25 protein-coding genes and 1 rRNA gene are annotated in these 26,427 nt (G+C 68.7%); 12 read left to right on the top strand and 14 right to left on the bottom strand.

What is annotated here, in order from left to right:
- Positions 1–62: 62 nt before the first annotated feature.
- Positions 63–962 carry a LysR family transcriptional regulator gene (locus tag CVH10_RS16125; protein WP_106489239.1) on the top strand — a complete coding sequence of 300 codons (900 nt, stop codon included), beginning with the start codon at positions 63–65 and terminating at the stop codon, positions 960–962.
- 54 nt (positions 963–1,016) lie between these two features.
- On the opposite strand, the gene CVH10_RS16120 is transcribed toward CVH10_RS16125, so the two are convergent.
- Positions 1,017–1,493 (bottom strand): YbhB/YbcL family Raf kinase inhibitor-like protein, encoded by a 477-nt coding sequence (locus CVH10_RS16120; protein WP_106489238.1) that lies wholly within the window; start codon positions 1,491–1,493, stop codon positions 1,017–1,019.
- 123 nt (positions 1,494–1,616) lie between these two features.
- Between CVH10_RS16120 and CVH10_RS16115 the strand changes: the two genes are divergently transcribed.
- Complete coding sequence (locus CVH10_RS16115) at positions 1,617–2,078, top strand: flavodoxin family protein (protein ID WP_106489237.1); 462 nt, start codon at positions 1,617–1,619, stop codon at positions 2,076–2,078.
- A 38-nt stretch (positions 2,079–2,116) separates the two neighbouring features.
- On the opposite strand, the gene CVH10_RS16110 is transcribed toward CVH10_RS16115, so the two are convergent.
- Complete coding sequence (locus CVH10_RS16110; protein WP_106489236.1) at positions 2,117–3,667, bottom strand: malonyl-CoA synthase; 1,551 nt, start codon at positions 3,665–3,667, stop codon at positions 2,117–2,119.
- Positions 3,668–3,704: 37 nt separating this feature from the next.
- Positions 3,705–5,072, bottom strand: a complete 1,368-nt coding sequence (locus tag CVH10_RS16105) for a malonyl-CoA decarboxylase (RefSeq protein ID WP_181244429.1) — start codon at positions 5,070–5,072, stop codon at positions 3,705–3,707.
- 134 nt (positions 5,073–5,206) lie between these two features.
- Here CVH10_RS16105 and CVH10_RS16100 point away from each other — a divergent pair, with 134 nt between their 5' ends.
- Complete coding sequence (locus CVH10_RS16100) at positions 5,207–5,878, top strand: GntR family transcriptional regulator (RefSeq protein WP_016853931.1); 672 nt, start codon at positions 5,207–5,209, stop codon at positions 5,876–5,878.
- 71 nt (positions 5,879–5,949) lie between these two features.
- Here CVH10_RS16100 and fadA read toward each other — a convergent pair whose 3' ends face one another.
- Both fadA and fadB read right to left on the bottom strand, forming a co-directional pair.
- On the bottom strand, positions 5,950–7,128 hold the full coding sequence (gene fadA / locus CVH10_RS16095; protein WP_106489234.1) for an acetyl-CoA C-acyltransferase FadA: 1,179 nt from the start codon (positions 7,126–7,128) through the stop codon (positions 5,950–5,952).
- 20 nt (positions 7,129–7,148) lie between these two features.
- Complete coding sequence (fadB, locus tag CVH10_RS16090; protein ID WP_106489233.1) at positions 7,149–9,326, bottom strand: fatty acid oxidation complex subunit alpha FadB; 2,178 nt, start codon at positions 9,324–9,326, stop codon at positions 7,149–7,151.
- A gap of 146 nt (positions 9,327–9,472) precedes the next feature.
- On the opposite strand from fadB, the gene CVH10_RS16085 reads away from it, so the two are divergent.
- On the top strand, positions 9,473–10,633 hold the full coding sequence (locus tag CVH10_RS16085; RefSeq protein ID WP_106489232.1) for a DUF5924 family protein: 1,161 nt from the start codon (positions 9,473–9,475) through the stop codon (positions 10,631–10,633).
- Between the two features lie 72 nt (positions 10,634–10,705).
- Positions 10,706–11,146, top strand: a complete 441-nt coding sequence (gene slyA / locus CVH10_RS16080) for a transcriptional regulator SlyA (protein ID WP_035595941.1) — start codon at positions 10,706–10,708, stop codon at positions 11,144–11,146.
- A gap of 58 nt (positions 11,147–11,204) precedes the next feature.
- Here slyA and CVH10_RS16075 read toward each other — a convergent pair whose 3' ends face one another.
- The gene (locus tag CVH10_RS16075; protein ID WP_035595943.1) at positions 11,205–11,735 is read right to left on the bottom strand and encodes a hypothetical protein; all 531 of its coding nucleotides are present in this window, start codon (positions 11,733–11,735) and stop codon (positions 11,205–11,207) included.
- A gap of 106 nt (positions 11,736–11,841) precedes the next feature.
- On the opposite strand from CVH10_RS16075, the gene CVH10_RS16070 reads away from it, so the two are divergent.
- Entirely contained in the window at positions 11,842–12,294 is a 453-nt protein-coding gene (locus CVH10_RS16070; RefSeq protein ID WP_035595945.1) for a universal stress protein, read from the top strand.
- 307 nt (positions 12,295–12,601) lie between these two features.
- Here CVH10_RS16070 and CVH10_RS16065 read toward each other — a convergent pair whose 3' ends face one another.
- Positions 12,602–14,548: an ATP-binding cassette domain-containing protein gene (locus tag CVH10_RS16065; RefSeq protein ID WP_106489231.1), complete on the bottom strand. Its 1,947-nt coding sequence runs from the start codon at positions 14,546–14,548 to the stop codon at positions 12,602–12,604.
- 136 nt (positions 14,549–14,684) lie between these two features.
- Here CVH10_RS16065 and CVH10_RS16060 point away from each other — a divergent pair, with 136 nt between their 5' ends.
- A complete protein-coding gene (locus CVH10_RS16060; RefSeq protein ID WP_106489230.1) occupies positions 14,685–15,566 on the top strand; it encodes a TatD family hydrolase in 882 nt (293 codons plus the stop codon).
- A complete protein-coding gene (locus CVH10_RS16055; protein ID WP_035593054.1) occupies positions 15,559–16,041 on the top strand; it encodes a hypothetical protein in 483 nt (160 codons plus the stop codon). Before CVH10_RS16060 ends, CVH10_RS16055 begins: the two co-directional genes overlap by 8 nt.
- Positions 16,042–16,057: 16 nt before the next feature.
- Here CVH10_RS16055 and CVH10_RS16050 read toward each other — a convergent pair whose 3' ends face one another.
- Together CVH10_RS16050 and CVH10_RS16045 are read right to left on the bottom strand one after the other, a co-directional pair.
- On the bottom strand, positions 16,058–16,648 hold the full coding sequence (locus tag CVH10_RS16050; protein WP_106489229.1) for an elongation factor P hydroxylase: 591 nt from the start codon (positions 16,646–16,648) through the stop codon (positions 16,058–16,060).
- Between the two features lie 134 nt (positions 16,649–16,782).
- A complete protein-coding gene (locus CVH10_RS16045) occupies positions 16,783–18,207 on the bottom strand; it encodes an FAD-binding oxidoreductase (protein WP_219924717.1) in 1,425 nt (474 codons plus the stop codon).
- 270 nt (positions 18,208–18,477) lie between these two features.
- Between CVH10_RS16045 and CVH10_RS16040 the strand changes: the two genes are divergently transcribed.
- The 3 genes from CVH10_RS16040 (at position 18,478) to CVH10_RS16030 (ending at position 21,764) form a co-directional block, all read left to right on the top strand.
- The gene (locus tag CVH10_RS16040) at positions 18,478–19,926 is read left to right on the top strand and encodes an MATE family efflux transporter (RefSeq protein WP_106489228.1); all 1,449 of its coding nucleotides are present in this window, start codon (positions 18,478–18,480) and stop codon (positions 19,924–19,926) included.
- Positions 19,898–20,929, top strand: a complete 1,032-nt coding sequence (locus CVH10_RS16035; protein ID WP_106489227.1) for a DUF3080 family protein — start codon at positions 19,898–19,900, stop codon at positions 20,927–20,929. The genes CVH10_RS16040 and CVH10_RS16035 overlap by 29 nt, the downstream gene beginning before the upstream one ends.
- A 118-nt stretch (positions 20,930–21,047) precedes the next feature.
- Complete coding sequence (locus CVH10_RS16030; protein ID WP_046077826.1) at positions 21,048–21,764, top strand: hypothetical protein; 717 nt, start codon at positions 21,048–21,050, stop codon at positions 21,762–21,764.
- Between the two features lie 28 nt (positions 21,765–21,792).
- Here the strand turns inward: CVH10_RS16030 and tusA are convergent, their stop codons facing one another.
- Entirely contained in the window at positions 21,793–22,044 is a 252-nt protein-coding gene (gene tusA, locus CVH10_RS16025) for a sulfurtransferase TusA (protein ID WP_035593066.1), read from the bottom strand.
- A gap of 45 nt (positions 22,045–22,089) precedes the next feature.
- Between tusA and CVH10_RS16020 the strand changes: the two genes are divergently transcribed.
- Positions 22,090–22,377: an antibiotic biosynthesis monooxygenase gene (locus tag CVH10_RS16020; protein WP_035593068.1), complete on the top strand. Its 288-nt coding sequence runs from the start codon at positions 22,090–22,092 to the stop codon at positions 22,375–22,377.
- 4 nt (positions 22,378–22,381) lie between these two features.
- Here CVH10_RS16020 and rlmM read toward each other — a convergent pair whose 3' ends face one another.
- The 4 genes from rlmM to rrf form a co-directional block, all read right to left on the bottom strand.
- On the bottom strand, positions 22,382–23,449 hold the full coding sequence (gene rlmM / locus CVH10_RS16015) for a 23S rRNA (cytidine(2498)-2'-O)-methyltransferase RlmM (protein ID WP_106489226.1): 1,068 nt from the start codon (positions 23,447–23,449) through the stop codon (positions 22,382–22,384).
- Positions 23,450–23,496: 47 nt separating this feature from the next.
- Positions 23,497–23,949: a DUF2721 domain-containing protein gene (locus CVH10_RS16010; RefSeq protein ID WP_035593072.1), complete on the bottom strand. Its 453-nt coding sequence runs from the start codon at positions 23,947–23,949 to the stop codon at positions 23,497–23,499.
- 139 nt (positions 23,950–24,088) lie between these two features.
- Complete coding sequence (locus tag CVH10_RS16005; RefSeq protein WP_106489225.1) at positions 24,089–25,666, bottom strand: BCCT family transporter; 1,578 nt, start codon at positions 25,664–25,666, stop codon at positions 24,089–24,091.
- A 517-nt stretch (positions 25,667–26,183) separates the two neighbouring features.
- A 5S ribosomal RNA gene (gene rrf, locus CVH10_RS16000) occupies positions 26,184–26,298 on the bottom strand.
- Between the last annotated feature and the right edge of the window lie 129 nt (positions 26,299–26,427).

Here is a 26,427-nt window from a genome sequence, read left to right as displayed (position 1 = left end):
CGGCATCTCCATAATAAAAATGAATCATTGAGATACAACCAATTTCAAAGGCTCATTAATTTATGGATACGGACCTGCTCCGCGCCTTCGTCACCGTGGCCGAGTGCCAGGGGTTCAGCGCCGCCGGCAAGGTGCTGCATCGCACCCAGTCGGCGGTGAGCCTGCAGATCAAGCGCCTCGAGGAACAGATGCGACAGTCGCTGTTCGAGCGCACCAGCCGCAGCGTGTTGCTGACCCGCCACGGCGAGCGGCTGCTGCCCTACGCCCGGCACATGCTGACCCTCGAGGACGAGGCCCGTGAGGCCCTGGGCGAGCGCCAGCGCGGCGAGCTGATCCGTTTCGCCACCTCCGAGGAACAGGCCAGCGCCTACCTGCCCGAGCTTATGGAGCGCTACGCCCGGCGCTTTCCGGACACGCGCCTCAACATCACCTGCGACATGAGCGCGGCGCTGGTCGGCCAGTTTCAGGAGGGCCTGCTGGACGTGGTGCTGTCGATCCGCCACGTGCCGACGCAGTCGGGGCAGCTGCTGGGCTGGGAGCCGATGGTGTGGGTGGTCGCAGAGGACTGCCGGCTGGAAGAGTGGGACGTGCTGCCGCTGGCGCTCAACCCGGAGGGCTGCACCTTCCGCGCCCATGCGCTGTCGGCGCTGGGCCGCGACGAGCGGCGCTGGGAGATCCGCTACGCCAGCACTTCGCCCACCGGCATCAACCTGCCGGTCCAGGCGGGCCTGGCGATGACGGTGAAGACGCCGCGCAGCGTGCCGGCGGGCTGCCGGATCGTCGGCGAGGCCGAGGGCCTGCCGACGCTGGGGCAGGTCGAGATCGAGCTGCATCGCCGCCCGGGCCACACCCGCGAGGCGCTGGACGCCTTCTGCGAGGAACTCGAACGCATCGTCACCGAAAACGACGCCATCGCCGCCCCCCAAGCGGGCGAGGCGACGGACGAGGCCAGCAACGGCTGAGCCCCGCCGATGGCGGGGCTCGAAAACTGACGCTTGCTGCCTGTCGGGCGGTGATCAGCCTCGCTGATACGTACCGATCAGCCGGTTCATGCCCAGCAGGTGCGGCTCGAGCTGCTTGAGCAGTTCGGGCATGGAGAGCCCTTCCGGCAGCGCCGTGGGCTTGTCCAGCGCCAGCACCCAGAAGTAGTACAGATGCGTGCCGTGGCTTTCCGGCGGCATGGGGCCGCCATAGCCGTTACGCTGGAAGTCGTTGTGCCCGCGGGTGCCCACGGCGGTGGCTTCGTCCAGCGAGGTGACCGAGCCCGGCAGGTTGTAGAGCAGCCAGTGCACGAAGCCCTGCTGACCGTGCTGCACCAGCGGCGCATCCGGATCGTGGCAGATCACCGCATAGCCCTTGGTGCCTTCCGGCGGGTTCTCCCAGGCCAGGGGCGGCGAAAGATCGTCACCGTCCGCCGCATGCCGCCCGGGCATGGCTTGAAAGTTCTCGAAGGCGGAGCTGGTCACCTGCATCTTCGAAAGGGCAAAGGCCATGGCGTGTCCTCCCTGATGGGGTCATGAGTGCCGAATTCAGCGTCGGCAAGTCGGTGGTGCCTGTCAACGCCGCTGCCCCCTGTATGATGGCGGGCCGGACACTCTTCAACCGGGCAGGCTCCCATGAAGCGACTGTTGATCGTGGCCCATGCGCCCTCCCCCAACACCCGCCGGCTGCGCGAGGCCGCCGAGCGCGGCGCCCGTCATCCCGATATCGAGGCCATCGAGGTGGTCGTCAGGCCGCCGCTGGAGGCCGGCCCCGACGACGTGCGTGCCTGCGACGCCATCCTGCTCGGCACGCCCGAGAACCTGGGATACATGAGCGGCGCGCTGAAGGACTTCTTCGACCGCAGCTACTACGCCGTACTGGATGACACCCGCGGCCTGCCCTGTGCGCTCTTCATCCGCGCCGGCCACGACGGCACCGGCACCCGGCGCGCCGTGGAAGGCATCGTCACCGGGCTCGGCTGGAAGTGGGCGCAGGCCCCGCTGACGCTGCACGGCGAATGGCAGGACGCCTTCGAGGCCCGGGTGGAGGAGCTCGGCATGGCGATGGCGGCAGGGCTCGAGGCGGGCGTGCTGTAAGCCCCGGCCACCGCCGACGGGCCGGGCATGGTGCTCCCTCATCCTGCCGTGGCGGCCGCCTCTTTCACGGCGTAGAGGTCGGCGTAGGCGTCGCGCAGCTGGTTCTTCTGCACCTTGCCCATCACGTTGCGCGGCAGCGCCTCGATGGTGAACACCCGCTTGGGCTGCTTGTAGCGCGCCAGCCGGTCGGCGAGCGCCGCCTGAACGGCCGCCTCGTCGGGGGCGGTTTCGCCCTCGCGGGCCACGATCACCGCGGTGACGCCCTCGCCGAGATCCGGATGCCGAACGCCGAACACCGCGGACTCGGCGACGCCCGGCAGCTCGTCGATCAGCTGCTCGACCTCCTTCGGATAGACGTTGTAGCCGCCGGAGATCACCAGGTCCTTGTCGCGGCCGACGATGTGCAGATAGCCGTCGGCGTCGATCCGCCCCAGGTCGCCGGTGATGAAGAAGCCATCGTCGCGGAACTCGCTGCGGGTCTTCTCCGGCATCTGCCAGTAGCCCCGGAAGACGTTGTCGCCGCGCACCTCCACCAGCCCGGTCTCGCCCCGGGGCAGCTCGGCGCCGCTGTCGCGGTCGGTGATGCGCACCTCGCTGCCCGGCAGCGGGAAGCCGACCGTGCCGGGGCGCCGCTCGCCGTCGTAGGGATTGGAGGTGTTCATGTTGGTCTCGGTCATGCCGTAGCGTTCGAGGATGACATGGCCGGTTTGCTCTCGGAATTGATCATGCGTCTCGGCCAGCAGCGGCGCCGAGCCGGAGACGAACAGCCGCATGTTGGCCACGGCATCGCGATCCAGCCGCGGCGACTGCAGCAGCCGGGTGTAGAAGGTCGGCACGCCCATCAGCACCGTGGCCCGGGGCATCAGGTCGAGCAGCTGCTCGACGTCGAGCCTGGGCAGGAAGGTCATCGAGGCGCCCACCGTCAGTACGATGTTGCAGGCCACGAACAGCCCGTGGGTATGAAAGATCGGCAGCGCATGCAGCAGGTGGTCGTCGGCGGTGAAGCGCCAGGCCTCGGCCAGCGCCCGGCTGTTGGAGGCCAGGTTGGCGTGGCTGAGCATCGCCCCCTTGGAACGCCCGGTGGTGCCGGAGGTGTAGAGGATCGCCGCCAGGTCATCGGCCTCGAGGCAGGCGATCTCGGTCATCGGCTCGGCGTCGGCGGCACGCTCCATCAGGCTGCCGTCGCCGGCCGTGCCCAGGCTCTCCACGTGGACCACCAGCCCCTCCTGGTAGAAGCGATTGGCGTCCGACGCCCGCGCCGGCGGGCACACGTAGAGCTGCGGCGCGGCGTCGCCCAGGAAGTACGCGATCTCGGCGCCGGTATAGCCGGTGTTGAGCGGCAGGTAGACCGCGCCGGCCTGCAGGCAGGCCAGGTAGAGCATGATCGCCTCGGGGCTCTTGTCGACCTGCACCGCCACCCGATCGCCGGGCTGCACGTCGAGGGACTGCAGCACCCCGGCCAGGCGCTGCGAGGTCTCGAGCATCTCGGCATACGAGTAGCGCCGCCCCTCGGGGGTATCGATCAGCGTCTTGTCCGGCGTCTGGCGGAAGTGGGCCTCGAACTGCAGGAACAGATTGTGATGGTGCATGGCAGTCGTCCTCGTGATCGTGGGGAAATCGGGGGCATCAGGCATCGGCCGGCGCGACCAGCAGCGGCTGGGCACGCCGGGCCTGGCGCTGGATGTCGCCGGCGCAGACCACGCTGCCCTCGCGGCTGTAGGCCTCGTGGTTCTGCTCGATGCGGTCCGGCTCGTAGCGGTAGTTGACCATCAGGCCATGGGCCTGACGGCAGCCCTTGGCGGAGATGTCGGCGGGCCAGTTCAGGCGATGCAGGCTCGCCCCGTTGCCCAGGTGAAAGCGCGCCACCGGATCCCGGGGCAGGCCGTGGCGATGCTTGGCCTCGGTGAGATAGTGGGCGGCCAGCGCCGTGAGCGCGGGCTCGAGCGCCTCGCGGGCCGCCGGATCGTCGCGCCAGGCGGTGGCGTCGAGCGCATCGGCGCTCTCGGGCGACAGCCGGCACTCGCCGGCCTCGCGGCGCTCCGAAAGCCACCTGGCGAAGCCCGGCACCGGCGACAGGGTCATGAAGTTGGCGAGCTCTGGCAGCTCGCGCTGGAGCTCCTGTACCACCTGCTTGATCAGGAAGTTGCCGAAGGAAATGCCCTTCAGGCCGGCCTGGCAGTTGCTGATGCTGTAGAACACCGCGGTGTCGGCGTCCTGGGGCGCCACCTCGTCGCCGCCGGCCAGCAGCGTCTGGATATTGCCGGGAATGCCGCGACACAGCGCCACCTCGACGAAGATCAGCGGCTCGTCGCCGATGGCCGGATGGAAGAAGGCGTAGCAGCGCCGATCCTCGGGATCGAGGCGCCGACGCAGATCGTTCCAGTCCTGAATCTCGTGCACCGCCTCGTAGCGGATCAGCTTCTCGAGCACCGCCGCCGGGGTGTTCCAGTCGATGCTCCGGAGCACCAGGAAGCCGCGGTTGAACCAGGACGCGAACAGGTGCGCGAAGTCCTCGTCGAGGCCGGCCAGCGCCGGCGCCTCGCCGAGATGCCCCTGCAGGTCGGCGCGCATCTTGACCAGCTCGAAGGTGCCGCCGGGGCACAGGTTGAGCCGGCGCAGCAGCTCCTGGCGCGGCGGCTCGCAGGCCTCGATCAGCGCCCGCAGACCGGCCTCGTCCTCGCCCTCGCGATAGGCCGCATAGGCGGCATGGATCGCCTCGGGGCGCGCGCCGTGGCGCTCGGCGAGCCGGGTCAGGAAGTCACGACGCGCCTCGGCCTCCAGGCCGGCATAGCCGTCGAGCACCCGCCGGGCGACCAGGATCTGCGAGGCCTCGCCGCCACCTCCGGCCAGCAGGGCGTCGCAGGCCGAGGTGAGCTCGTCGAGACCGGGCGTCGCCGCCCCCTGCTCTCCGCTGACGCCGCGCTCCCGCCCCGGGCGCTGGCGGGCCCGACGGGCGACGCTCGACAGCAGGCCTTCCAGGAAATCCATGTTCATCTTCATGCCGCGTCCTCCAGAGACCAGGGCCGTCTTGCGGTGGCGTTGATTCGGCACATGGAATACATGATGCCGAGTTGTTATATATAACAGGTAGGTTCAAGATATAGTTGTGTCAAGCGGGAGGACAGCAAATGAGCAAGGTTTCCCAGGCGCAGCGACTGCGCGACCTGCTGGAAGACGCCATCATCAAGGGGCGCTACCCGCCCGGGGCACGCCTCGATCCGGAGGCCCTGGAGCGGGAGTACGACTGCTCGCGCACGCCGGTCCGCGAGGCGATCCAGCAGCTGGCGATGTCGGGCATGGTGAAGGTGGTGCCGAAGCGCGGCACCTTCGTGACCCAGCTCAGCGTGGCCGAGCTGGTGGAGCGGTTCGAGGTGATGGCCGAACTGGAAGGCATGTGCGCGCGGCTGGCGGCGCGGCGCATCGGCGCCGAGGAACTGGAGGCGCTGCGCGAGGCCCACGAGGCCTGCCGGCGCATGGCCGAGGCCGGCGACGCCAACGGCTACTACTACGAGAACAGCGTCTTCCACCAGCGCATCTACGAGGCCAGCCACAACGCCTTCCTGGCCCAGGAGGCCACGCGACTGCACGCGGTGCTGCAGCCCTACCGGCGCATGCAGCTGCACCTGCGCCACCGCCCGGAGCGCTCGCTGGCGGAGCACGAAGCGGTGCTGGATGCCATCGCCGCCGGCGACGAGCGGCGCGCCGAGGCCGAGATCGAGTCCCACGTCCAGGTCCAGGGCGAGCGCTTCAATGACCTGGTCGCCTCGGTGCAGCAGCTCCAGCAGACCGGCAACGACTGAGCACCAACGACGACGGCACCCCGCGGGGTGCCGTCGTCATGGAGAGCCACTTCGCGGACGCGCTGCCGTCGTCAGCGGAGGCGCTCGAACACCGTGGCCACGCCCTGCCCCATGCCGATGCACATGGTCGCCAGGCCCAGGCTGGTGTCCTGCTCGCGCATCACGTTGAGCAGGGTGGTGCAGATGCGCGCCCCGGAGCAGCCCAGCGGGTGGCCCAGGGCGATGGCGCCGCCGTGCAGGTTGACCGCTTCGTCCATGCGGTCGCGCAGGCCCAGGTCCTTGAGCACCGGCAGCGACTGGGCGGCGAAGGCCTCGTTGAGCTCCACGGTCTGGATGTCGTCCATGGTCAGCCCCGCCGCCTTCAGCGCCTTCTTCGAGGCCGGCACCGGACCGTAGCCCATGATCGAGGCATCGCAGCCCGCCACCCCGGTGGAGAGCACCCGGGCGATGGGCTCGAGGCCCAGCGCCTCGGCCCGCTCGGCGCTCATCACCGCCATGCCGCTGGCGCCCACCGACAGCGCCGAGGAGGTGCCGGCGGTGACGGTGCCGTTCTTCGGGTCGAAGGCCGGCTTGAGCTCGGCCATCGCCTCGAGGCTGGCGTCGTCGCGGATCACCTCGTCACGGTCGACCCGCACCCGGTAGCCGCGCGAATCATGGCCCTCGACGCCGACGATCTCGCGGTCGAAACCGCCACCGTCCCGCGCCTCCCTGGCCAGCCGGTGGGAGCGCACGCCGAAGGCGTCCTGCTCCTCGCGCGAGATGCCATGCATCTTGCCCAGCAGCTCGGCGGTCAGGCCCATCATCATCGCCGCCTTGGCGGCGTGCTTGCTGGCCGCCGGATTGACGTCGATGCCGTGGGTCATGGGCACGTGCTCCATGTGCTCGACGCCGCCGATCACGTAGACGTCGCCCATGCCGGCGCGGATGTTGGCCGCGGCAATGTGCAGCGCGCTCATCGAGGAGCCGCACAGCCGGTTGACGGTCTGGGCGGGCACGCTGCGCGGGATGCCGGTCATGATCGCCGCGTTACGGGCGATGTTCATGGCCTGCTCCAGGGTCTGGTTCACGCAGCCCCAGATGACGTCGTCGACCTCCTTCGGGTCGAGCCCCGGGTTGCGGTCGAACAGCGCCTGCATGACGGCGGCGGACAGGTTCTCGGCGCGCACGTGGCGGAAGGCGCCGTTCCTGGCCTTGGCCATGGCGGTGCGCACGCCGTCGACCACCACGATGTCTCTCGGATGCAAACTCATCGATACTGTCTCCCTGTGAATCAGGCCGGGTCGGCGTCGCGGTGAAAGCGCTGGCCGCTGCGCGCCATCTCGCGCAGCCCGTCGGTGGGCGCGTAGAGCGGCCCCAGCTCGGCGGCGAGCTCGTCCGCCTGGGCGACGAAGGCCTCCGCCCCCATGGCATCGATGTAGCGCAGCGCCCCGCCGCGGAACGGCGGGAAGCCGATGCCGTAGATCAGCGCCATGTCGGCCTCGGCGGCACTGCCGACGATGCCGTCCTCGAGGCAGCGCACCGCCTCCAGGCACAGCGGCACCATCATCCGCGCGATGATCGCCTCGTCGGAGAACTCCTGTTCGCCCTCGGCCACCTGCCTGACGAGCTCGAGTGCCTCGTCGTCCTCGACCTTCTGCGGCTTGCCCTTCCGGTCTTCCTCGTAGGCGTAGAAGCCCTTGCCGCTCTTCTGGCCGAGGCGCTCGTGTTCGACCATCAGCGGGATCACGCCGCCGCCATCCTTGCCCCCCAGGCCGCCCATGCGATCGGGGAAGCCTTCGGCCATCACCTCGCCGGCGTGCAGCGCGGTATCCATGCCCACCACGTCGAGCAGGTAGGCCGGCCCCATCGGCCAGCCGAAGCGCTCCATCACCTTGTCGACCCGGCGGAAGTCGGCGCCCTGGGCCACCAGGGCGCTGAAGCCGCCGAAGTAGGGGAACAGGATGCGGTTGACCAGAAACCCCGGGCAGTCGTTGACCACGATCGGCGTCTTGCCCATCTGGCGGGCGTAGGCGACGGTGGCCGCCACGGCGGCGTCACCGGTCTTCTCGCCGCGGATCACCTCGACCAGCGGCATGCGGTGCACCGGGTTGAAGAAGTGCATGCCGCAGAACTGTTCGGGACGCGTCAGGTGCTCGGCCAGCCGGGTGATGGAGATGGTCGAGGTATTGGAGGCGAGGATGGCATCGTCGCCCAGCGCCGCCTCGGCCTCGGCCAGCACCGCGCCCTTGACCTTGGGGTTCTCCACCACGGCCTCGACCACCAGGTCGACCTCGCCGAAGTCGCCGTAGGACAGCGTCGGGCGGATGTGAGTCAGCCGCTCGGCCATCTGCTCGGTGGTGAATTTCTTGCGCTCGACCTGCTTGGCGAACAGCTTGCGGGCCTCCTTGAGGCCGAGGTCGATGGCCTCGGCCTTGATGTCCTTCATCAGGATCGGCGTGCCCTTGGAGGCGCTCTGGTAGGCGATGCCGCCGCCCATGATGCCGGCGCCCAGCACCGCGGCATGCTCGACGGGGCGCGCCTGCTTGGCATAGCGTCCGCCGGCCTTCTTGACCGCCTGGTCGTTGAGGAACAGCCCCACCAGGTTGTAGCAGACGTCGGTCTTCGCCAGTTTGGCGAAGGACGCGGCCTCGATCGCCTGGGCGCGCTCGCGGTTCTCGCCGGCGCCCTTCTGGATCACCTTGATCGCCTCGATCGGCGCCGGGTAGTGCGGCCCGGCCTTGCCGGCCACGTAGCCCTTGGCGGTCTCGAAGACCATCATCTGCTCGATGGCGTCGAGCTTGAGGGGCGAGCGCTTCTCGGTGCGCCGGGCCTCGTGGTCGAGCTCGCCGCGGCGGGCGCGGTCGAGCAGATCGCGGGCCGCCTCCTGCAGCGACTCGCCGGGCACCACGGCATCCACGGCGCCCATACGAAGCGCCTCGTCGGCCTTGTTCTGGGTCCCGCCGGCGATCCACTCGATGGCGTTGTCGGCACCGATCAGTCGCGGCAGGCGCACGCAGCCGCCCCAGCCCGGCAGGATGCCCAGCTTGGTTTCCGGCAGGCCGAGCTGGGCCGAATCGCTCATCACCCGAAAGTCCGTGGTCAAGGCCAGCTCGCAGCCGCCACCCAGCGCCAGGCCGTTGAGGGCGGTGACGGTGGGAAACGGCAGATCCTCGATGGCATTGAAGATGCCGTGCACTCGCTCGAGCATGGTGCGGATCTCGTCTTCCCCGCGCTCGAACAGGCCATGGAACTCGGTGATGTCGGCGCCGACGACGAAGGCCTCCTTGGCGCTGGTCACGATCAGCCCTTCGAGGCCGGATTCGGCGCGGAGCGCCTCCACCGCCTCGGCGAGCTCGCCGACCACCGTCGACGACAGGGTGTTGACCGACTCGTCGCGGTGGTCGAGGGTCAGGGTGGCGACGGCGTCATCGTCACGCGCCACGGTGATGGCATTGCCTTGGTAGATCATCCACGAATCTCCGTGCAGAAATTCATACGGCCGTTTGATTCCATCAGCTTGGGCCAGTCCACGAGGAGCGTCAAGCCCTGTTCGAGGCGATCGGCGTCGCTTCCCGGCGACTCCCGCCACTGGCGGCACCCTGCTAGGATGCGCCCATGACTGCCGACCGCCTGCCACCGCCCCCCGATTCCCGTGCCTCCCGCCTCGAGGGCTGGCACCACCGCTTCACCCGCGTGGCGGAACGCGCCCGCCGCTGGCACTGGCTGTGGCCGCCGGTGGCCTTCGCGGCCGGCGCGGCGAGCTTCTTCCTGGTGGAGCGCCAGCAGTGGCTGGGGGCCGCCCTGGCGCTGGGCATGCTGGTGGCCTGGGTGCTGCTGCTCACGGAGAGCCTGATCGCCCGCTGGCTGACCCACCGGGGCTATCCCGCCCTGCCGCGCGGCATCACCACCTTCATCGCCCAGATGGTCCACCAGGAGACGCTGTTCTTCACCCTGCCGTTCCTGCTGGCGACGACCGTCTGGACCAGCGGCCAGGCGCTGTTCACGGCGCTGATGGTGGGGCTCGCGCTGCTGTCGATCCTCGACCCGCTCTACTACCGCCTGGCCGCCCGCCACCGCTGGCTCTACTTCGCCTTCCACGCCCAGTGCGTGTTCCTGGTGGTGCTGGTGACGCTGCCGACGGTGCTGCACCTGACCACCGGCGAGAGCCTGATCATCGCGCTGATCGCCATGATGGTCTTCAGCCTGCCGAGCCTGATGCAGCTGCTGCGGCCGATGAACACCGCCCGCTGGCTGGCCATGCTGGTGCTGCTGCCGCTGCTGGCCGGCCTCGGCTGGCTGGGGCGCGCCTGGGTGCCGCCGGCCAGCCTGTGGCTCTCGGGCCATGCGCTGTCGCCCGGCTTCGACGAACAGACCCGCACGCCAGAGGGCGGCCTGCGGCTCACCCCGCAGGCGCTGGCCACTCACGGGCTCTACGCCTATACGGCGATCCACGCGCCACGCGGCCTGGAGGAGAAGGTCGTGCACGAATGGCGCCATGAAGGCCGGCTGATCGATCGCATCCCGCTGCAGATTCAGGGCGGCCGCGAGGCAGGCTACCGGGCCTGGACGCACAAGCGTCACTTCCCGGAGGAAGCGTCGGGCCGCTGGCGAGTGGACGTGATGACCGCCAGCGGCCAGCGGATCGGCGTGCTGCGTTTCCGGGTCAGCGACACGCCGGAACAGGCGACCTTAGCCGATGGTCGTATCCGCCTGCCGGTCGGGCTGCCGGGGCTCGACCTGCGGCGCCTCATCGCCCGGCCGGCGGAAGCACCGTAGAGTGCTAACGGCTTGCATTACACTCCGGAGCTCCGGACAATCCCATCAGATTCATCGTTTGTGCAGACACTCATGCAACAGAACATCGGTTTCACTCTTGCTCGACTGCCGCGCCTGTGGCGCGCGGTCATCGATCGTCGTCTGGCCCCCGAGGGGCTGACCCAGACACGCTGGGTCACGCTCTACCATCTGTGGCAGATGGGCGATGACCAGCCCCAGTGCGACCTGGCGCGGACCATCGGGGTCGAGGCGCCGTCGCTGGTGCGTACCCTCGACCAGCTCGCCGAGCAGGGGCTGGTCAAACGCTGCCCCTGCGACAAGGACCGGCGCACCAAGCGCATCATGCTCACCGACGAGGCGATGCCGCTGCTCGAGCGCATCGACAACGTGGTCAGCGAGATCCGGGAAGAGATGCTGGCGGGCCTGTCCGACGAGGAGGTCGAACAGCTGGGCGACCTGCTGGGCCGCATCGAGGCCAACGGGCTAGCCATCCAGGCCCGGGAAGAAGGCTGACGCCGCTCCCCGTCCAGGCGCCGTCTCCGCCCTGGACGGACGATGCCCAGGCACCGCGCTAGCCGCGCGGTGATCCAAGATCGGGCTGCCGTTCGGGGCGGTCCGGCCGCCCCGCGAGGCCATCGCGCAGCTCGGCCATGTCGGCGGCCATGGCCGCGAAGGCCTCCGTCCCCAGCGATTCATCCCACCACAGGATCAGCGCCTCGGCGCTCGACTCCACCGCTACCGCGTCCGCGGGCAGGCGTGCCAGCAGCGCCTCGAAACGGCCCCGCACGGCGGCCGGCAACGCATGCAGCGGTTCCTTGCGCCAGCGCCAGCCCTCGATGAAGGGCTTCAGGGCATCGCTGGCCTCGGCGTCGCGCAGCAGCAGGAAGTCGGGGCCTCGCCCACGGGGCGGATAGACCCAGCGATAGGCGGGACGCCGCCGGTCGTCCTGGTGCAGCGGCGACGGGTCGAGACGCACCTGGATCCCGGCCTGTCTGGCCGCCTCGCGCAGCGTCGTGGCGCGCTGCTCCCGGGGGCTCGGGCGAAGCCACATCGCCGGCGCGAACACCAGCCCGACGACGGCGGCAATGATCAACCAGACCATAAGCGTTTTCCGCTCCTCTCTTGATGCAAGTCGTTGTCTTGTCTCACCGTGCGTCCTAGAGTGGGAGGCAGCCACCTACCCTGGACCATCCGCCGGAGGCAATGCCATGAGCAACGAGTATCGTCACGTCCTGGTCGCCGTCGACCTGACCAAGGATTCCCACAAGGTGCTGGAGCGGGCGATGCAGATCGCCGACCGCAACGAGGCCAAGCTCTCCATCATGCATACCCTCGAGCCTCTCGGCTTCGCCTACGGCGGCGACATTCCCATGGATCTCACCAGTATCCAGGACCAGCTCGACGAGCACGCCAAGCAGCGCCTGTCCGAGATCGCCGATGCCCACGTGGCCAAGGAGAACCAGCACGTGGTGGTGGGCATGCCCGACACCGAGATCCACCGCTTCGCCGAGGAGCAGGACGTCGACCTGATCGTGGTCGGTTCCCACGGTCGCCACGGTTTCGCCCTGCTGCTGGGCTCCACCTCCACCGGCGTCCTGCATGGCGCCCAGTGCGACGTGCTGGCGGTGCGGGTCGGCAAGGACGGTGAATCCGAGGAGTAAGCCTCTCCGTACATCGCACGATGCATACGAAAGGCGCCCCAGGGGCGCCTTTCTGCTTTAGCAGACACTCCACTGTGTTCGCTGGGCAATGTCCAAGGTTCGCGTCATGAGCGAAGATAGGTTGACCGCTGCCGGAGCGCAGCATCGAGCGAAGGTTCCGAGTCAACCGGAAGGCAGCCTGCCACATCAGGATTCCGATCGGATCGGCGCCCCGGCACCGCCGGCGGTCAAGATCGCCAGGCTTGTTCCCGACAAACCTACGCACTTCCCACATCCCTGTGGATCGTCGAGCGCAATAGCGAATCCCTCAGGCTTCGCCGGCCGCCATCGCTTCCAGCTCCATCCACCGCTCCATGGCGGTCTCGAGTTCGGCCTGCCGGTCGCTCAGGGCCTGCAGGGTCGCGGTCACCGTGTCGTTGTCCTGCTGATAGAAGGCCGGATCGCCGACCTGCGCCTCGAAGTCGGCCACCGCCGCTTCCAGGCGCTCGATCTCCGCCGGCAGGCCATCGAGCTCGCGCTGCAGCTTGTAGGACAGCTTGGCGCGCTTGGGCACCGCCTTGGCCGGCGCCGCGCTCTCGCTGGCCGGTGAGGCCGACTCGCTCGCGGCCGGCGCCTCGTCGGCCACCGGCTCCGCCGCCTGGCGGGCCGCGCCTTCCCAGGGCGCCGGCGGCAGCTTGCCGCCCTGACGCACCCAGTCGTGGTAGCCGCCCACGTACTCGCGCACGCAGCCCTGGCCCTCGAAGGCCAGCACGCTGGTCACCACGTTGTCCATGAAGGCGCGGTCGTGGGACACCAGCAGCAGAGTGCCGTCGAAGTCGAGCAGCAGCTCCTCGAGCAGCTCCAGGGTCTCCACGTCCAGGTCGTTGGTCGGCTCGTCGAGCACCAGCACGTTGGCCGGCTGGGTGAACAGCTTGGCCAGCAGCAGGCGGTTGGACTCGCCGCCGGACAGCGCCTTGACCGGCTGGCGCACGCGCTCCGGGGTAAACAGGAAGTCCTGCAGGTAGCTCATCACGTGGCGATCACGGCCGCCCACGGTGAGCCGGTCACTGCCCTGGGCGACGTTGTCGTAGACGGTCTTCTCCGGCTCGAGGCCGGCGCGCAGCTGGTCGAAGTAGGCCACCTGCAGCTTGGTGCCCATCCGCACCTGCCCCTCGCTGGGCTCGAGCTCGCCAAGCAGGATCTTGAGCAGGGTCGTCTTGCCGGCGCCGTTGCGGCCGATCAGGCCGATGCGGTCGCCACGCTGAATCTCGAGGTTGAGGTCGCGAATGACCGCCTCGCCGTCGTAGTACTGGGTGACGTGAGACAGCTCCACCACCCGCTTGCCACTGCGCTCGCCGGTGTCCACCGAGAGGCTGGCGCGGCCCTGGCGCTCGCGACGCTCGCCGCGGTCGCGACGCATCTGCTGCAGGGCGCGCACGCGGCCCTCGTTGCGGGTCCGGCGAGCCTTGATGCCCTGGCGGATCCACGCCTCTTCCTGGGCCAGCTTCTTGTCGAACTCGGCGTTCTCGCGGGCCTCGACCTCGAGTTCGTGGGTCTTCTGCTCCTGGTACCTGGCGTAGTCGCCGGGATAGCGCCCCAGGCGGCCGCGGTCGAGCTCGAGGATGTTGGTGGCCAGCCGCGACAGGAAGGCGCGGTCGTGGGTGATGAACAGCACCGCGCCGTTGAAGGCGGACAGCTGCTCCTCCAGCCAGGCGATGGTGTCGAGATCCAGGTGGTTGGTGGGCTCGTCGAGCAGCAGCAGGTCGGGCTCGACCACCAGCGCCCGCGCCAGCGCCACACGCCGCCGCCAGCCGCCGGAGAGATCCGCCATGGCGGCATCCGCCGGCAGCCCCAGGCGCGTCAGCACCACGTCGATGCGCTGGTGGAACGACCAGCCGTCGATGGCCTCGAGGCGGGTCTGCAGCTGGGCCATGCGCGCCATGTCGGGCTCGGCCTGCTGCACCAGATGGTGATATTCGGACAGCAGCTCGCCGGCCTCGGGCAGGCCCTGGGCGACCACGTCGAAGATGGTCTCGCCGGAGGCGGCGGGCAGGTCCTGGGCGAGCACGCCGATCTTGAGGCCGGGCGCGCGCCAGATGGCGCCGCCGTCGGGCAGGTTCTCGCCCGACACCAGCTTGAGCAGGGTCGACTTGCCGGTTCCGTTGCGGCCCACCAGCGCCAGACGCTCGCCCTTCTCCAGCACCAGATCGGCGCCGTCGAGAAGCACATGGGTGCCGTAGGCCAGTTGCAGCTGTTCCAGACGTAGCAGGGTCACGCATTCACCTCATCGTTCGATCAAGCCGCCAGTGTAACGTATGCCCGCCCCGACGTGGCCCCACCCCACCCTCCACGGGTACAATGCGCGCCCGTTTCCCGCGCGCTAGACGAACCGCCCAGAGGAGAGCTTCGCCTTGGCCGACGCCACGCCCCCCTTCGACGACGCGCTGCCCGAGGCGCTGAGATTCCGTTCGCCGGCCCCGCTGGTGGACATCGGCGCCAACCTGACCCACGAGAGCTTCGCCCGCGACCTCGAGGCGACGATCCAGCGCGCTCGCGCCGCCGGCGTCGACACCCTGATCCTCACCGGCACCGACCGCGAGCACGCCGAGCAGGCCGTGGCCCTGGCCCGCCGCTACCCGGGGCTGTATGCCACCGCCGGGGTGCATCCTCATGATGCCAGCCGCTGGAACGCCGAGCTCGAGACCGCGATGCGCGAGCTCCACCGCCAGCCGGAGGTCGTGTCGGTGGGCGAATGCGGCCTGGACTTCAATCGCAACTTCTCGACGCCGGCCGAGCAGCAGCACGCCTTCGAGGCGCAGCTCACGCTCGCCGCCGAGAGCGGCCTGCCGCTGTTCCTCCACGAGCGCGACGCCGGGCCGCGCATGCGCGAGATGCTGCACGCCTGGCGCGACGACATCTCGAAGGCGGTGGTGCACTGCTTCACCGCCGACCGCGACACCCTTTACGGCTACCTGGACCTCGACCTGCACATCGGCCTGACCGGCTGGCTGTGCGACGAGCGCCGCGGCCATCACCTGCGCGAGCTGGTGGGGGCGATTCCCGCCGAGCGGCTGATGGTGGAAACCGACTGCCCCTACCTGCTGCCGCGCAATTTACCTGCCAAACTCAAGGGCAGACGCCACGAGCCGGCGCTGCTGCCCTGGATCGTGCGCGAGATCGCCCACTGGCGCGGCGACACGGAAGCCGACCTGGCCCGCACCACCACCGCCACCGCCCGGGCCTTCTTCGGCCTCGACGAGCCTGCCCGCGAGGAGGGGCAACAGAATGGATGATCTGCCTGCGTTCATCGCCATCGAGACCGGCGACGACGGCGACCTGCCGCTGTCCATCGCCTGGACCCTGCCCGATGGCCGCGTCAAGCACACCCTGATACAGCCCGACGACGAGTGGCTGGACGACGAGCTGGTCTCGCTGGGCGCCTACAGCCTGGAGGAGCTCTCCAGCATGGGCGTGAGCCCGCTGGACGTGATCCGCGAGCTGGAGACCGACCACTTCAACGCCACCCTCTACACCGCCGGCGTCGGCGACGACGAGGCGGCGCTGTCGCGGCTGTTCGAGACCTACGGGCTGGACCCGTTCGTCGAGCTGGCCCCGGCCGAGAGCCTCTATGCCGAGCTGGCGCCCGGCGACTGGTCCCGCGCCCGCGGCGAGCTGTTCGGCGAGCTGGGGCTCGAACCGCTGCGCCCCGAGGAGGAGATCCAGGTGATGCTGACGCTGCATCAGCGGCTCGGCAACGCCGAGCTCTGAGACAGCGACGAGACCGTCAGGCGGGCGCGGCGGCGGCCGCTTCCCGGCATTCGAGACACGCCCGGCCCGCCGCCAGCGCCGCCTCAAGCGTCGCGCCCTCGCCTTCCTCCCAGCCCTGGCCGTAGAAGACCGACAGCGCGGTGCGAAAGGCCTCGGCCCGGGCCGGCAGGCCTTCCCGCTCGTAGCGCGCCGCCCGCGCCGCGACCCGCTCGGCGAAGCCTTCCCGGTCGACCTCCACCTCGCCCAGGTTGTCCACGCTGACCTGGAAGCGATGGCCGCAGGCGGCGGCGAACAGACTCTCCAGCGCCTGGGGCGCCACCTCCACCGCCTCGAAGTCGCGCTGCTGGTCGGCGTCGCGGCCGTCGGGCAGGTACCAGTAGCCGTAGTCCTCGAGCTCGCGGCGCCGCGCGCCGGCGATGCACCAGTGGCTGATCTCGTGCAGCGCGCTGGCGTAGAAGCCGCGGGCGAAGATCACCCGATGCCAGGGCGTCTCGGCATCGGCGGGCAGGTACAGCGGCTCGTCGCCGCCGCGCACCAGACGGGTGTTGCAGGCGGGCAGGAAGAGGCCGTCGAACAGGGCGATGACATCCTCGAGGCGGTGGCTCACGCGGGCTCCGGCGGGGTCGTGAATGGGCGGCACAGTATAGCGAGGCCGGCCCGGCGGCGAAAACCGCCAGGTCAGGTGCCTGCCATGCTGCGTGCGCTTCGCCTTCACCCATCTCTCGCGGCCGCCATTTCCCCTCATGCGACCCGGTCGGCCGGCGGGATGTTGTGGTTCAACCGAAACAGGTTGCCGGGGTCGACGCGGGCCTTGAGGCGGGCCAGACGGTCGTAGTGCTGGCGATAGTTGTCGGCGACCCGATGGCCGTCGTCGTCGGCCATGAAGTTCACGTAGCCGCCGCCGTCGGTGTAGGGCCGCAGGGCACGATAGTAGTCCCGCCCCCAGGCGATGTTGCGCTCGCTGTCTGCGGGGTCGGACCAGCTCGGGCCCAGTGCCGTGGCGAAGCCGGCATCGCGATAGGCGAAGGCGGTGGCCCCGGCCTCGACCCGGCCGCTGGCCCCGTCGAGGGGGAACAGCAGGGTCGCCGTTTCCGCGCTGGGCAGCCGGGCCCCGAAGTCCAGGTGCACCGCGATCGCCTCGTCCGTGGGCGGCCCGGAGAAGCATCCCTTCCAGTAATGATGCAGCCCCGGCGGCAGCAGCTCGTCGAGCAGGGTGTTGATGGTCGGGTACGGCATGCGCCGCAGCGCCTGCCCCTGAATCTCGCCGAGGTCGGCCAGCCACTCGCCGATCCGGGCGTCTTCCGCCTCCGGCCCGCTCCAGCAGCTCAGCACCGCCGCCATCGGCCGACCGTGCCAGTCTTCGGGCAGAAACGGCAGCGGCGGCCCCGGCGTGATGGCCAGCAGCGCGCCCAGGGCCTCGGGTGCCTCACAGATCCGCTCCCGGTAGCGGCGGATCACCTCACCGTCGAGCGGATAGAAGGTCGGGCCACCGAGGATGTCCGGCACCTCGTGCAGGCGATACTCGAAGGCCGTCACCACGCCAAAGTTCCCGCCGCCGCCGCGCAGCGCCCAGAACAGATCGGCATGGGCGTCCTCGCGGCAGGTCAGGCATTCGCCGTCCGCGGTGACGACATCGGCGGCGATCAGGTTGTCGCAGGCGAGGCCGAAGCGCCGGTTCAGATAGCCGAGCCCGCCACCCAGCGTCAGCCCGGCGATGCCGGTGGTGGACACGATGCCGCCCGGCGTCGCCAAGCCGAAGGCCGCCGCGGCCCGGTTGAGATCGGCCCAGGTCGCGCCGCCGCCGGCGCGCAGGGTGCGCGCCTCGGGATCGACCCGGCAGTCGTTCAGGCCGCCGAGGTCGAGCACCAGACCAGCGTCGCAGGTGCCGTATCCCGCCACACTGTGGCCACCTCCACGCACCGCCAGCGCCATCCCAGTGTCGCGGACGGCCGCCAGCGTGGCCGTCACGTCGGCCTTATCCGCCGCCTGAACGATCAGCGCCGGATGGCGATCGTGCTGGGCGTTGTAGACGTGCCGCGCCTGCTCGTAGCTCGCGTCGCCGGGGCGAATCAGACGCCCCCGCACGCGCGACGCCAGCGCCTCGGCGGCGGCTTCGATGTGCGCCGGCTCGACTGGCCCCGACGCCGCCATATCGTGATCTGACATCTCGCACCTCCCGGCGTCTCGCGCCTGCGGATGGTGGATGACGGCCGTGTTGACGGCCCCTTACCTTTTATCCTCCGCTGCTTCGTGTCCCTCTTTCCTTCACGCGCCTCTTCTCTAGGTATAGCCCCGATCGCCGCAAGGAGCATGGCGACGCCTCTACGCCTCTACGCCTCTACGCCGCGGCGGCGAGGTGCCGAGGGGGCTGCTAGACTAGCGCGCTCTCCCCGATTGCATGGAGCACGGAGCCGACCTTTCCATGGAGCATGATTCTTGGCCCAGTTCATTCCTCGGCTGCTCGCCACCACACGCACGGAAACCCGCCCGCTGATTCGCCTGGCGCTGCCGATCTGCGGCGCCCAGCTCGCCCAGGCCGCCATGAGCACGGTGGACGTGATGATGACCGGGCGGCTCAGCGCCACCGACCTGGCCGCCGTCTCGGTGGGTTCCAGCCTGTGGATGCCGCTGATGCTGCTGATGACCGGCACCCTCATGGGCCTGACCCCGGTGGTAGCGCAGCTGCTCGGCGCCGAACGCCGGGACGGCATTCGCCTGCAGGTGCACCAGGCGCTGTGGATCGGCCTGGTGATGGGCGTGATCGCGGCGGTGCTCCTGTGGACGGCGGTGATGCCGGTATTTCACCTGATGGAGGTGCCCGAGGCGGTCGCCGAGCGAGCCGCGGGCTATCTGGGCGCCGTGGCCCTGGGGCTGCCGGCGGTGGGGCTGTTCATGGCGTTACGCGCCTTCTCCGACGGCATGAACCATACCCGCCCGGCGCTGTGGATCAGCCTGCTGGGGCTCGCCGTCAACGTCCCCAGCAACTACCTGCTGATCTACGGTGGCCCGGGGCTCGAAGCCCTGCTGGGCGGCTGGCTGCCGGCACCGATCACGGCCCTGCCGGCACTGGGGGCGGTGGGCTGCGGCATCGCCACCGCGCTGTCGATGTGGGTGATGTGCCTGGCCATGGTCGCCTACACCCGGCGCAGCCGAGCCTATGGCGACGTCGAGCTGTGGCACTCGCCGACGCCACCGCGGTGGCGGTCGATCCTGGAGCTGCTCTACGTGGGCGTGCCGATCGGCCTGGCGATCTTCATGGAGGTGACGCTGTTCACGCTGATCGCGCTGTTCATCGCCAGCCTCGGCGAGGTCGTGGTGGCGGCGCACCAGGTGGCCCTGAACTACACCGGCCTGCTGTTCATGCTGCCGCTGTCGCTGGGCATGGCATTGACGGTGCGGGTCGGCAACGTCCTGGGTCAGGGACGTCCCGAGGCCGCGCGCCTGGTGGCATGGAATGGCATGCTGATCGCCCTCGCGGTGGCGCTGTTCAACTGTCTGCTGCTGTGGTTCACCGCCGAGCCGGTGATCGGCCTCTACACCCACGACCCGGCCGTCGCGCGGCTGACCCTGTCGCTGGTGGGCCTGGCCATGATCTACCAGATCTCGGACTCGCTGCAGGCCAACCTGGCCGGCGCGCTGCGTGGCTACAAGGACACCAGGATCATCATGGTGATCACCCTGGTCGCCTTCTGGCTGGTCGGTCTCGGCGGCGGCCACTGGCTCGGCGACCATGGCCTGTTCGGTCTGGTGGAGCCGCTCGGGGTCTATGGTTACTGGATCGGGCTGGTGGCCGGGCTGACGGTCGCCGCCATGCTGCTGGGCGAACGCCTGAGACGACGGAGCAAGGCAGTCATCGATGAGGATTCCACGCCCCGACCGGCCTAGCCTCGGCGCGCTGCTGATCGGCCTTGTGGCCCTCGCCGGCTGCGGCGAAGGGCCCGCCGAGACGCGGCTCGCCGACTACCAGCGGGGGCTGGCCGAGTCGCTCGATCTGCCGCCGCCGGAGCGCACCGCGCCCGACAATATCGGCGACTTCCCCGGCCCCGAGGCGCGATTGTTCGAGATCCCCGAGACCCGCGAGGGGATGCTCGACGTCTTCGCCCTGCGCGGCTGCCATATCGCCAACCTGGTCGCCGAACGCAACAACCAGCTGGGCAAGGTGGCCGCCCCCAGCCAGCGCTGGCTCTACGAGCTGGCTCTGTGGCGCCGCCTGAGCGGCTGCTGGAACACCGAGGTGCCACAAACGCTCGGCGACGACCACCGGGCCCGGCTGGAGCGGCTCACCCGGCTCAAGACCGGGCAGCTGCCCCGGGCCAGCTGGAACGCCCTGTTCGCCTCGGAGGAGTGGATCGACAGTTTCTCCCGGGCCAGCTCGCCGCTGCCGCCGGAGTCTCTGGACGAGGTCGATGCCCAGCTGCCGGCACTTGCCTACCTGCGCGAGACCACCCTGCACCAGTTCGATCGCGACTGGGTGCCGGATTCCGCCACCCTGGAAGGGCATCTCAAGACGCTGCGTGACCGGCCGTTGACCGCCGAGCTGCTGCGCGCCCTGATGCTCGCGGAACGACGCCTGACGGAAGGCTCCGACCTGCTGGAGACGGCACTGGCCGACGACCACTGCCCTGCCCCGGCGGCCGGTGCCTTCGAGGCATCGATGCCTCGTTCCCTGACAAGCTGGCTCGATAGCCTGACGCAGGCCTCCCGACACTGGCTCACGGCCATTCAACGCCTGCTGGAGGCCCAGAAGGTGGCGCCACGCCCGGCCATCGAACGCTACCGGGAGCGCTGGCTGTCGCGGGAAACGCCCGGAGCGCCCTGGCCCGCCCTGCAGGCGGCTCGCCGGCATCACCAGGCGCTGCGCGCCGAGCTGGCACGACGCTGCCGCTGACCACCGGGGCTTAACCTCGGTCATCGGTCTGTGCTATTGATGGGATGACAGTGACGTCGTGCGCTGCCGACCGGCCCGAGGGCCAATGCCGTGATCAAGCCGCCGCTGGAGGGACTTCATGGGTATCCCGCTGTCATCTCGCCCCGCCCGGGTCATCGACCTGGAGACCATGCGCCAACGCCAGCAGGCTCGCAAGCGCCTGATTCGCCTCGCGCCCGAGCTCGATGGCCTGGAGATGGTGTACCAACTGCCCGACGAACCCGAGGCCTACTACGGCATGCCCCTGCTCGCCTGGGGACTGCGTGACGACGGAGACGTCGTCGGCCTCGTGCCCTGGATGGAGCGCCTGACGCCCTGCCAGGCGCTCGACGACCCGGAACATGGCCACTTCATCGGCTACCGGGACCCGGAAACCGAAGAGCTGTTCGAGCTGCCGCCGGAGCACAAGGTGCTGGAGCTCGAGCAGGCCGCCGCCTACTTCGACTATGAAGAAACCGAATCACCGACGCTGATCCAGCAGCTGCCCGAGACCCAGGGCACCCATGCCCTGTGCATGGACGAGGGGGACACGCCCTGGCAGCTCAAGCAGGTGTTCGGCTGGCGACTCTACAGCGACGGCGCCGTGGAGGCCCTGCTGGCCGACGAACGCTACGTCGAGACGACCCCGATCTTGCCGGGCGATGCCTGTCTGTATCCCGGCCACAGCCGCCATCAGGTGGTCTACTTCTTTCAACGTCAGATCGCCAATCGCATCCGGCGCGAGGACCCGGAGACGCTGGAAGCCCTGGCGCTGATGGTGATGCCCGACACGCCGGAGCGCGGCGACGAGACGTGAGGGCAGCGTCGGGGCTCGATCCGAACGATCAGCCCAGGCGGATGTAGTAGAGATAGTGGCCGTCGCGCTCTTCCTGGGCCAGCAGCTCGTGGCCCAGGAAGCTGCAGAACTTGGGTACGTCCCGGGTGGTTGCCGGATCGCTGGCCACCACCTTGAGCACCTCGCCCGACGCCATGTCCCGCACCTTGTTGTGCATCAGCATGATGGGCTCGGGGCAGTAGAGCCCGGTGGTGTCCAGTTCGGCCTGGCAGGTTGGCAGGGAGTCCGGGGAATCAACCATCGATGACCTCGCCTCGTAATACGGAATGAAAGGGAGAATAGCGGGATGATCAAGATCATTATCGAGCGCCGTATCATGCCCGGGCTGGAGGAAGAATACGAGCAGGTCGCCCGCGAAGCCATGCGTCAGGTGCTAGGCGCCCCGGGCTTTGGCGGCGGCGAAAGCCTGGTCGAGATGGGCCATGAGGACAGGCGTATGGTGATCACCAAGTGGCGCGACCTGCGCGCCTGGCAGGAGTGGCGCGACAGCGAACAGCGCGCCCGGGTCATGCAGGACCTCTACCCGCTGCTCACCGAGGAGGAACGCATTCGCCTCTATACCCTCAGCTACTGACGCCTCAGTTGAGCAGCCGGACGTGGACCGTCACCTCTTCGCGATCGTGATAGAGGTGGCGGCACGCGATCTCGGCGCGCACCCCTGCCTCCGCCAGTGAGCGATCGAGACGGGCCAGTCCCTCCGACACCGCCTCCCAGCGCCGCTTCATCGGCAGCTTCAGGTTGAACACCGCCTCGCGACACCAGCGCTTCACCAGCCAGCGCTCGACCATGTCGATCACCCTCGCCGGTTTGTCGACGATGTCACAGACCAGCCAGTCCAGACGCATCGGCGGGGCCCAGACGAAACCGTCCTCGCGCAGGTGCTCGACCAGTCCGGTCGCCATCAGACCGCGGTCCATGGGGCCGTTGTCGATGGCATAGACCTGCATGCCGCGCTGCACCAGCTGCCAGGTCCAGCCGCCCGGTGCCGCGCCGAGATCCGCCGCCTGCATGCCCTCGGCCAGGCGCGTCTCCCACTGGTCCCGCGGCACGAACTCGTGCCAGGCCTCCTCGAGCTTGAGGGTCGAGCGGCTGGGCGCATCGTGGGGAAAGCGCAGGCGGCGGATGCCACCCGGCTGCTCGCTGCGGTTACCGGGGAAGCTCATGCCCAGCTGCACCCGGTCGCCGTCGGTCCACAGCAGATGCAGGCGTCGACCGCCCGCCTTGCGGCGCAGGGCGCCGCGCTTCTTGAGGATCGATTCCAGCGGACGCTGAAGCGCCTTGATCAGCCCGGCCAGCGCCTTGGCGTCGTTGGTGTCAGGCGTTTCCTGCCACAGCGACTCGAAGTTCCAGCCGCTGGCCACCACCTGCTCGATGATCGGCGAGAGGCGATCCTCCCGGGACAGCCCCTCCAGCGGCGCCAGCGCCACCAGGCTCTGGCGGGCAAAGACCAGCGACGCCAGCGGCAGGTCGCGATGCAGGGCGTTGGCGGGACGTTCGTCGGTCAGCACGAAGCGGACATGACCGGACTGCGGCTGGGCCAGGGGGTAGCCCTGCCAGCCGAGGGCGGCCGCCTTGGTGGCGATCTCGGCGGCCAGGTCGGACTCGAAGCCGGGGCGGCAATAGAACAGCAACTGCTGGGGGATCATGGGGCCTCCTGTGAAGGCCCGACAGTCTAGCCGGGCCCCTGCTGGACTCACAAGTCGCGCGGCGTATCGTCGCTGTCGTCACGCTTGCCGGCCGCGCCGGAGGCGCGATGACGATTGAGGACTTCCAGGTCCTGGAGCTGAACGTTCAGGGCATTGGTCGAGATCTTCACCTCCCACAGGGAGAAGCACAACGAGACCGAGAGCGTGATCAGGCTGATGCCGAACAGCACCATGCCCAGCAGGGTGAGCGACAGGAACAGCGCGAACATCGACAGTGTGCACAGCAGGAAACTCGACACCCCTGCCATCTGCATGCGTTTGGTCAGGGTGATGCGCTTGCGCAGCATCAGGATCTGACGGGCGGCCACCTCATGGTGGGTATCCCGATCCTCCTCGGCGAGCTTGCGAATCAGCTGTGCCAGGGTCAGGAAGCGATTGGTATAGGCCAGCAGCAGCAGGGAAATGGCCGGAAACAGCAGGGCCGGTGTGGTCAGCGTCAAGAAACGAACTCCATCATTATTAGACTTTAGTCGCATTATACGGCATCCAGGGCGCATGGCCGACCCCTGAAAGCGAATCGGCCCCCGAGCGATGATGCGCGGGGGCCGATGCGTCTGGCGGCAGGCGTGTCGTCGAGCGTCAGGTACGCCGCGGGTCGGCGACGATGCCCTGCTCCCTCGCCATGGCCATGGCCGCCTGGGGGCCCGTCCACAGCGAGGGCAGCAGCACCAGCGAGACCGGAATCGCGGTGATGACGATGAATTGCTGCAGCGCGCTGATCTGACCGGCTCCCATGTACAGCAGAATCGCCGCCATCAGCGCCATGGCGATGCCCCAGAAGGCCCGCACGAAGACGTTCGGCGCATCATGCCCGGCGCCGACCACCGAGATCGCGTAGCTCATGGAATCGCCGGTAGTGGCGACGAAGATGGTCGTCAGCACCAGAATCGCCAGCGCCATCAGCGATCCGCCCGGCAAGGCCTGGGCCACGGTCAGGGTGGCGACGTCGAACTGAAAGTCGTTGAGCGCCGAGGTGAGGTCGATGGCTCCGGTGAGCTGGTAGTGAATCCCCGAGCCCCCCAGCAGGGTGAACCAGATCGTGGTGGCGATGGGTGCCATCACGGCCACGGCCAGGATCATCTGCCGGATGGTGCGGCCGCGCGAGATGCGCGCCACGAAGATCGCCATCAGCGGGCCGTAGCCGATGAACCAGGCGAAGAAAAACACCGTCCACCACTGCATCCACCAGGCCGGTGCGGTCTGGGTGGTCATGGTGGCCATGGGGAAGAACGCATTCAGATACTCGCCAAAGCCCTGGGTGAAGGCGTTGACCAGGAACCGGGTCGGACCGAACAGGAAGATGACCGCCGCGATGACCAGCGCCAGGATCACGTTGAACCGGCTCAGCCACTGGATGCCGCGATGGACGCCGGTCATGGCCGAACTCACGTAGACCGCGCCCAGCCCGATCAGGATCACCAGCTGGGTGCCATAGCCTTCCGGCAGCCCGAACAGCTCGTGCAGGCCGAAGCTCACCTGGGTCGCCAGGAAGCCGATCGGCCCCACGGTGCCCGCTACCACGGCGATCACGCACAGGCCATCCACCACGCCGCCGAACCAGCCACGCATCACACGCTCGCCGAGCACAGGCGTCAGCAGGGTGCGTGGCTGCAGGGGCAGGCCGCGCACGTAGTGAGCATGGGCCAGGACCACGGCGGTCAGCGAGCCCAGCACCGCCCAGCCCAGAAAGCCCCAGTGCATGAAGGACTGCGCCAGAGCGCCGGCGATGGCCTCGGCGGTGCCGGCCTCGGTGTCGAAGGCCGGTGGCGTGACCACGAAGTGATAGACCGGTTCGCCAGCGGCGAAGAACACTCCGCCCCCGGCCAGCAGCGTGCACATGATGATCGACAGCCACTTGAAGGTGCTCATCTCGGGCGCGTCCAGGTTACCGACCTTGGCGCTGGCCGCCGGTGAAAAGACCAGCCCCATCGCCACCAGGAAGGTCAGCAGCAGCAGCCATTGGAAATAGCTGCCCAGCGTGCTGGCGGTCCAGGCGAAACCGGCGGCGATGCCGTCGGCCACCATGTTGACGTCATACAGCGACAGGGCGATGAAGCCCAGGATGAAGCCGATGCTGACGCCGAGCACGACCGGATCTCCCAGCCGCCTGACGGCGGAAGGCGTGGAACTCGTCGCGTAGGCTTGAGATTCACTCATGCAATGCTGTCGGCCGAAGTGGGCCGCTCTCTCCTTTGTGGTGTATCGAAACAGGGTATGTCGGCAGTCATGCCGAAAGCGCGATAGACGCCTTCTCAGCGAAGGACATGTATCGAAAAAGAGCTTGTGGAACGTTTGGCCCCGTCTTGGACCGGTGGGGCTGTGGATAGCGGTATCGCCGCCCGCGAAGACGCTGATGCCATATGGCGATGAATCGGGATGTCGACGGCCTTTCCGGTGAAGAGGCAATATCTCGGCGCCGACATGCGTTTGGCAGTACGGCGGAAAGGCGGGGAGCGCTCATCGGAGCAAACGGGACAATAAGAAAAACCCCGAGCCTTTGGGGCTCGGGGTTTTCTCGGTATAAGTGCCTGACGATGGCCAGGGCGGCTCTCGCGACTCTCCATGGGAACTCCCCTTGCCCCTAGCACCTCTACCATTGAACGAAACGCGATGCCGTGACGCCAATGAGAAAAGCCCCAACCTCATCTGAGGTCGGGGCTTTTCCGGTATAAGTGCCTGACGATGACCTACTCTCGCATGGGAACTCCCACACTACCATCGGCGCTGAGCGGTTTCACTGCTGAGTTCGGCATGGGATCAGGTGGTTCCCGCACGCTATGGTCGTCAGGCGAAAAAGGCAATGCGAATCATGCTGACGAGATCGTCTCTCGCGTATCCGCTGTCGTCTGTTGTCAGTCACAGACCACTTGGGTGTTATATGGTCAAGCCTCACGGGCCATTAGTATCGGTTAGCTCAA

The sequence above is a fragment of the Halomonas sp. ND22Bw genome (assembly GCF_003011945.1).
GTDB lineage: Bacteria > Pseudomonadota > Gammaproteobacteria > Pseudomonadales > Halomonadaceae > Halomonas > Halomonas halophila.
The sequence above is the reverse complement of the archived record's forward strand: the minus strand, read 5'-3'. Positions and strand labels throughout refer to the sequence as shown.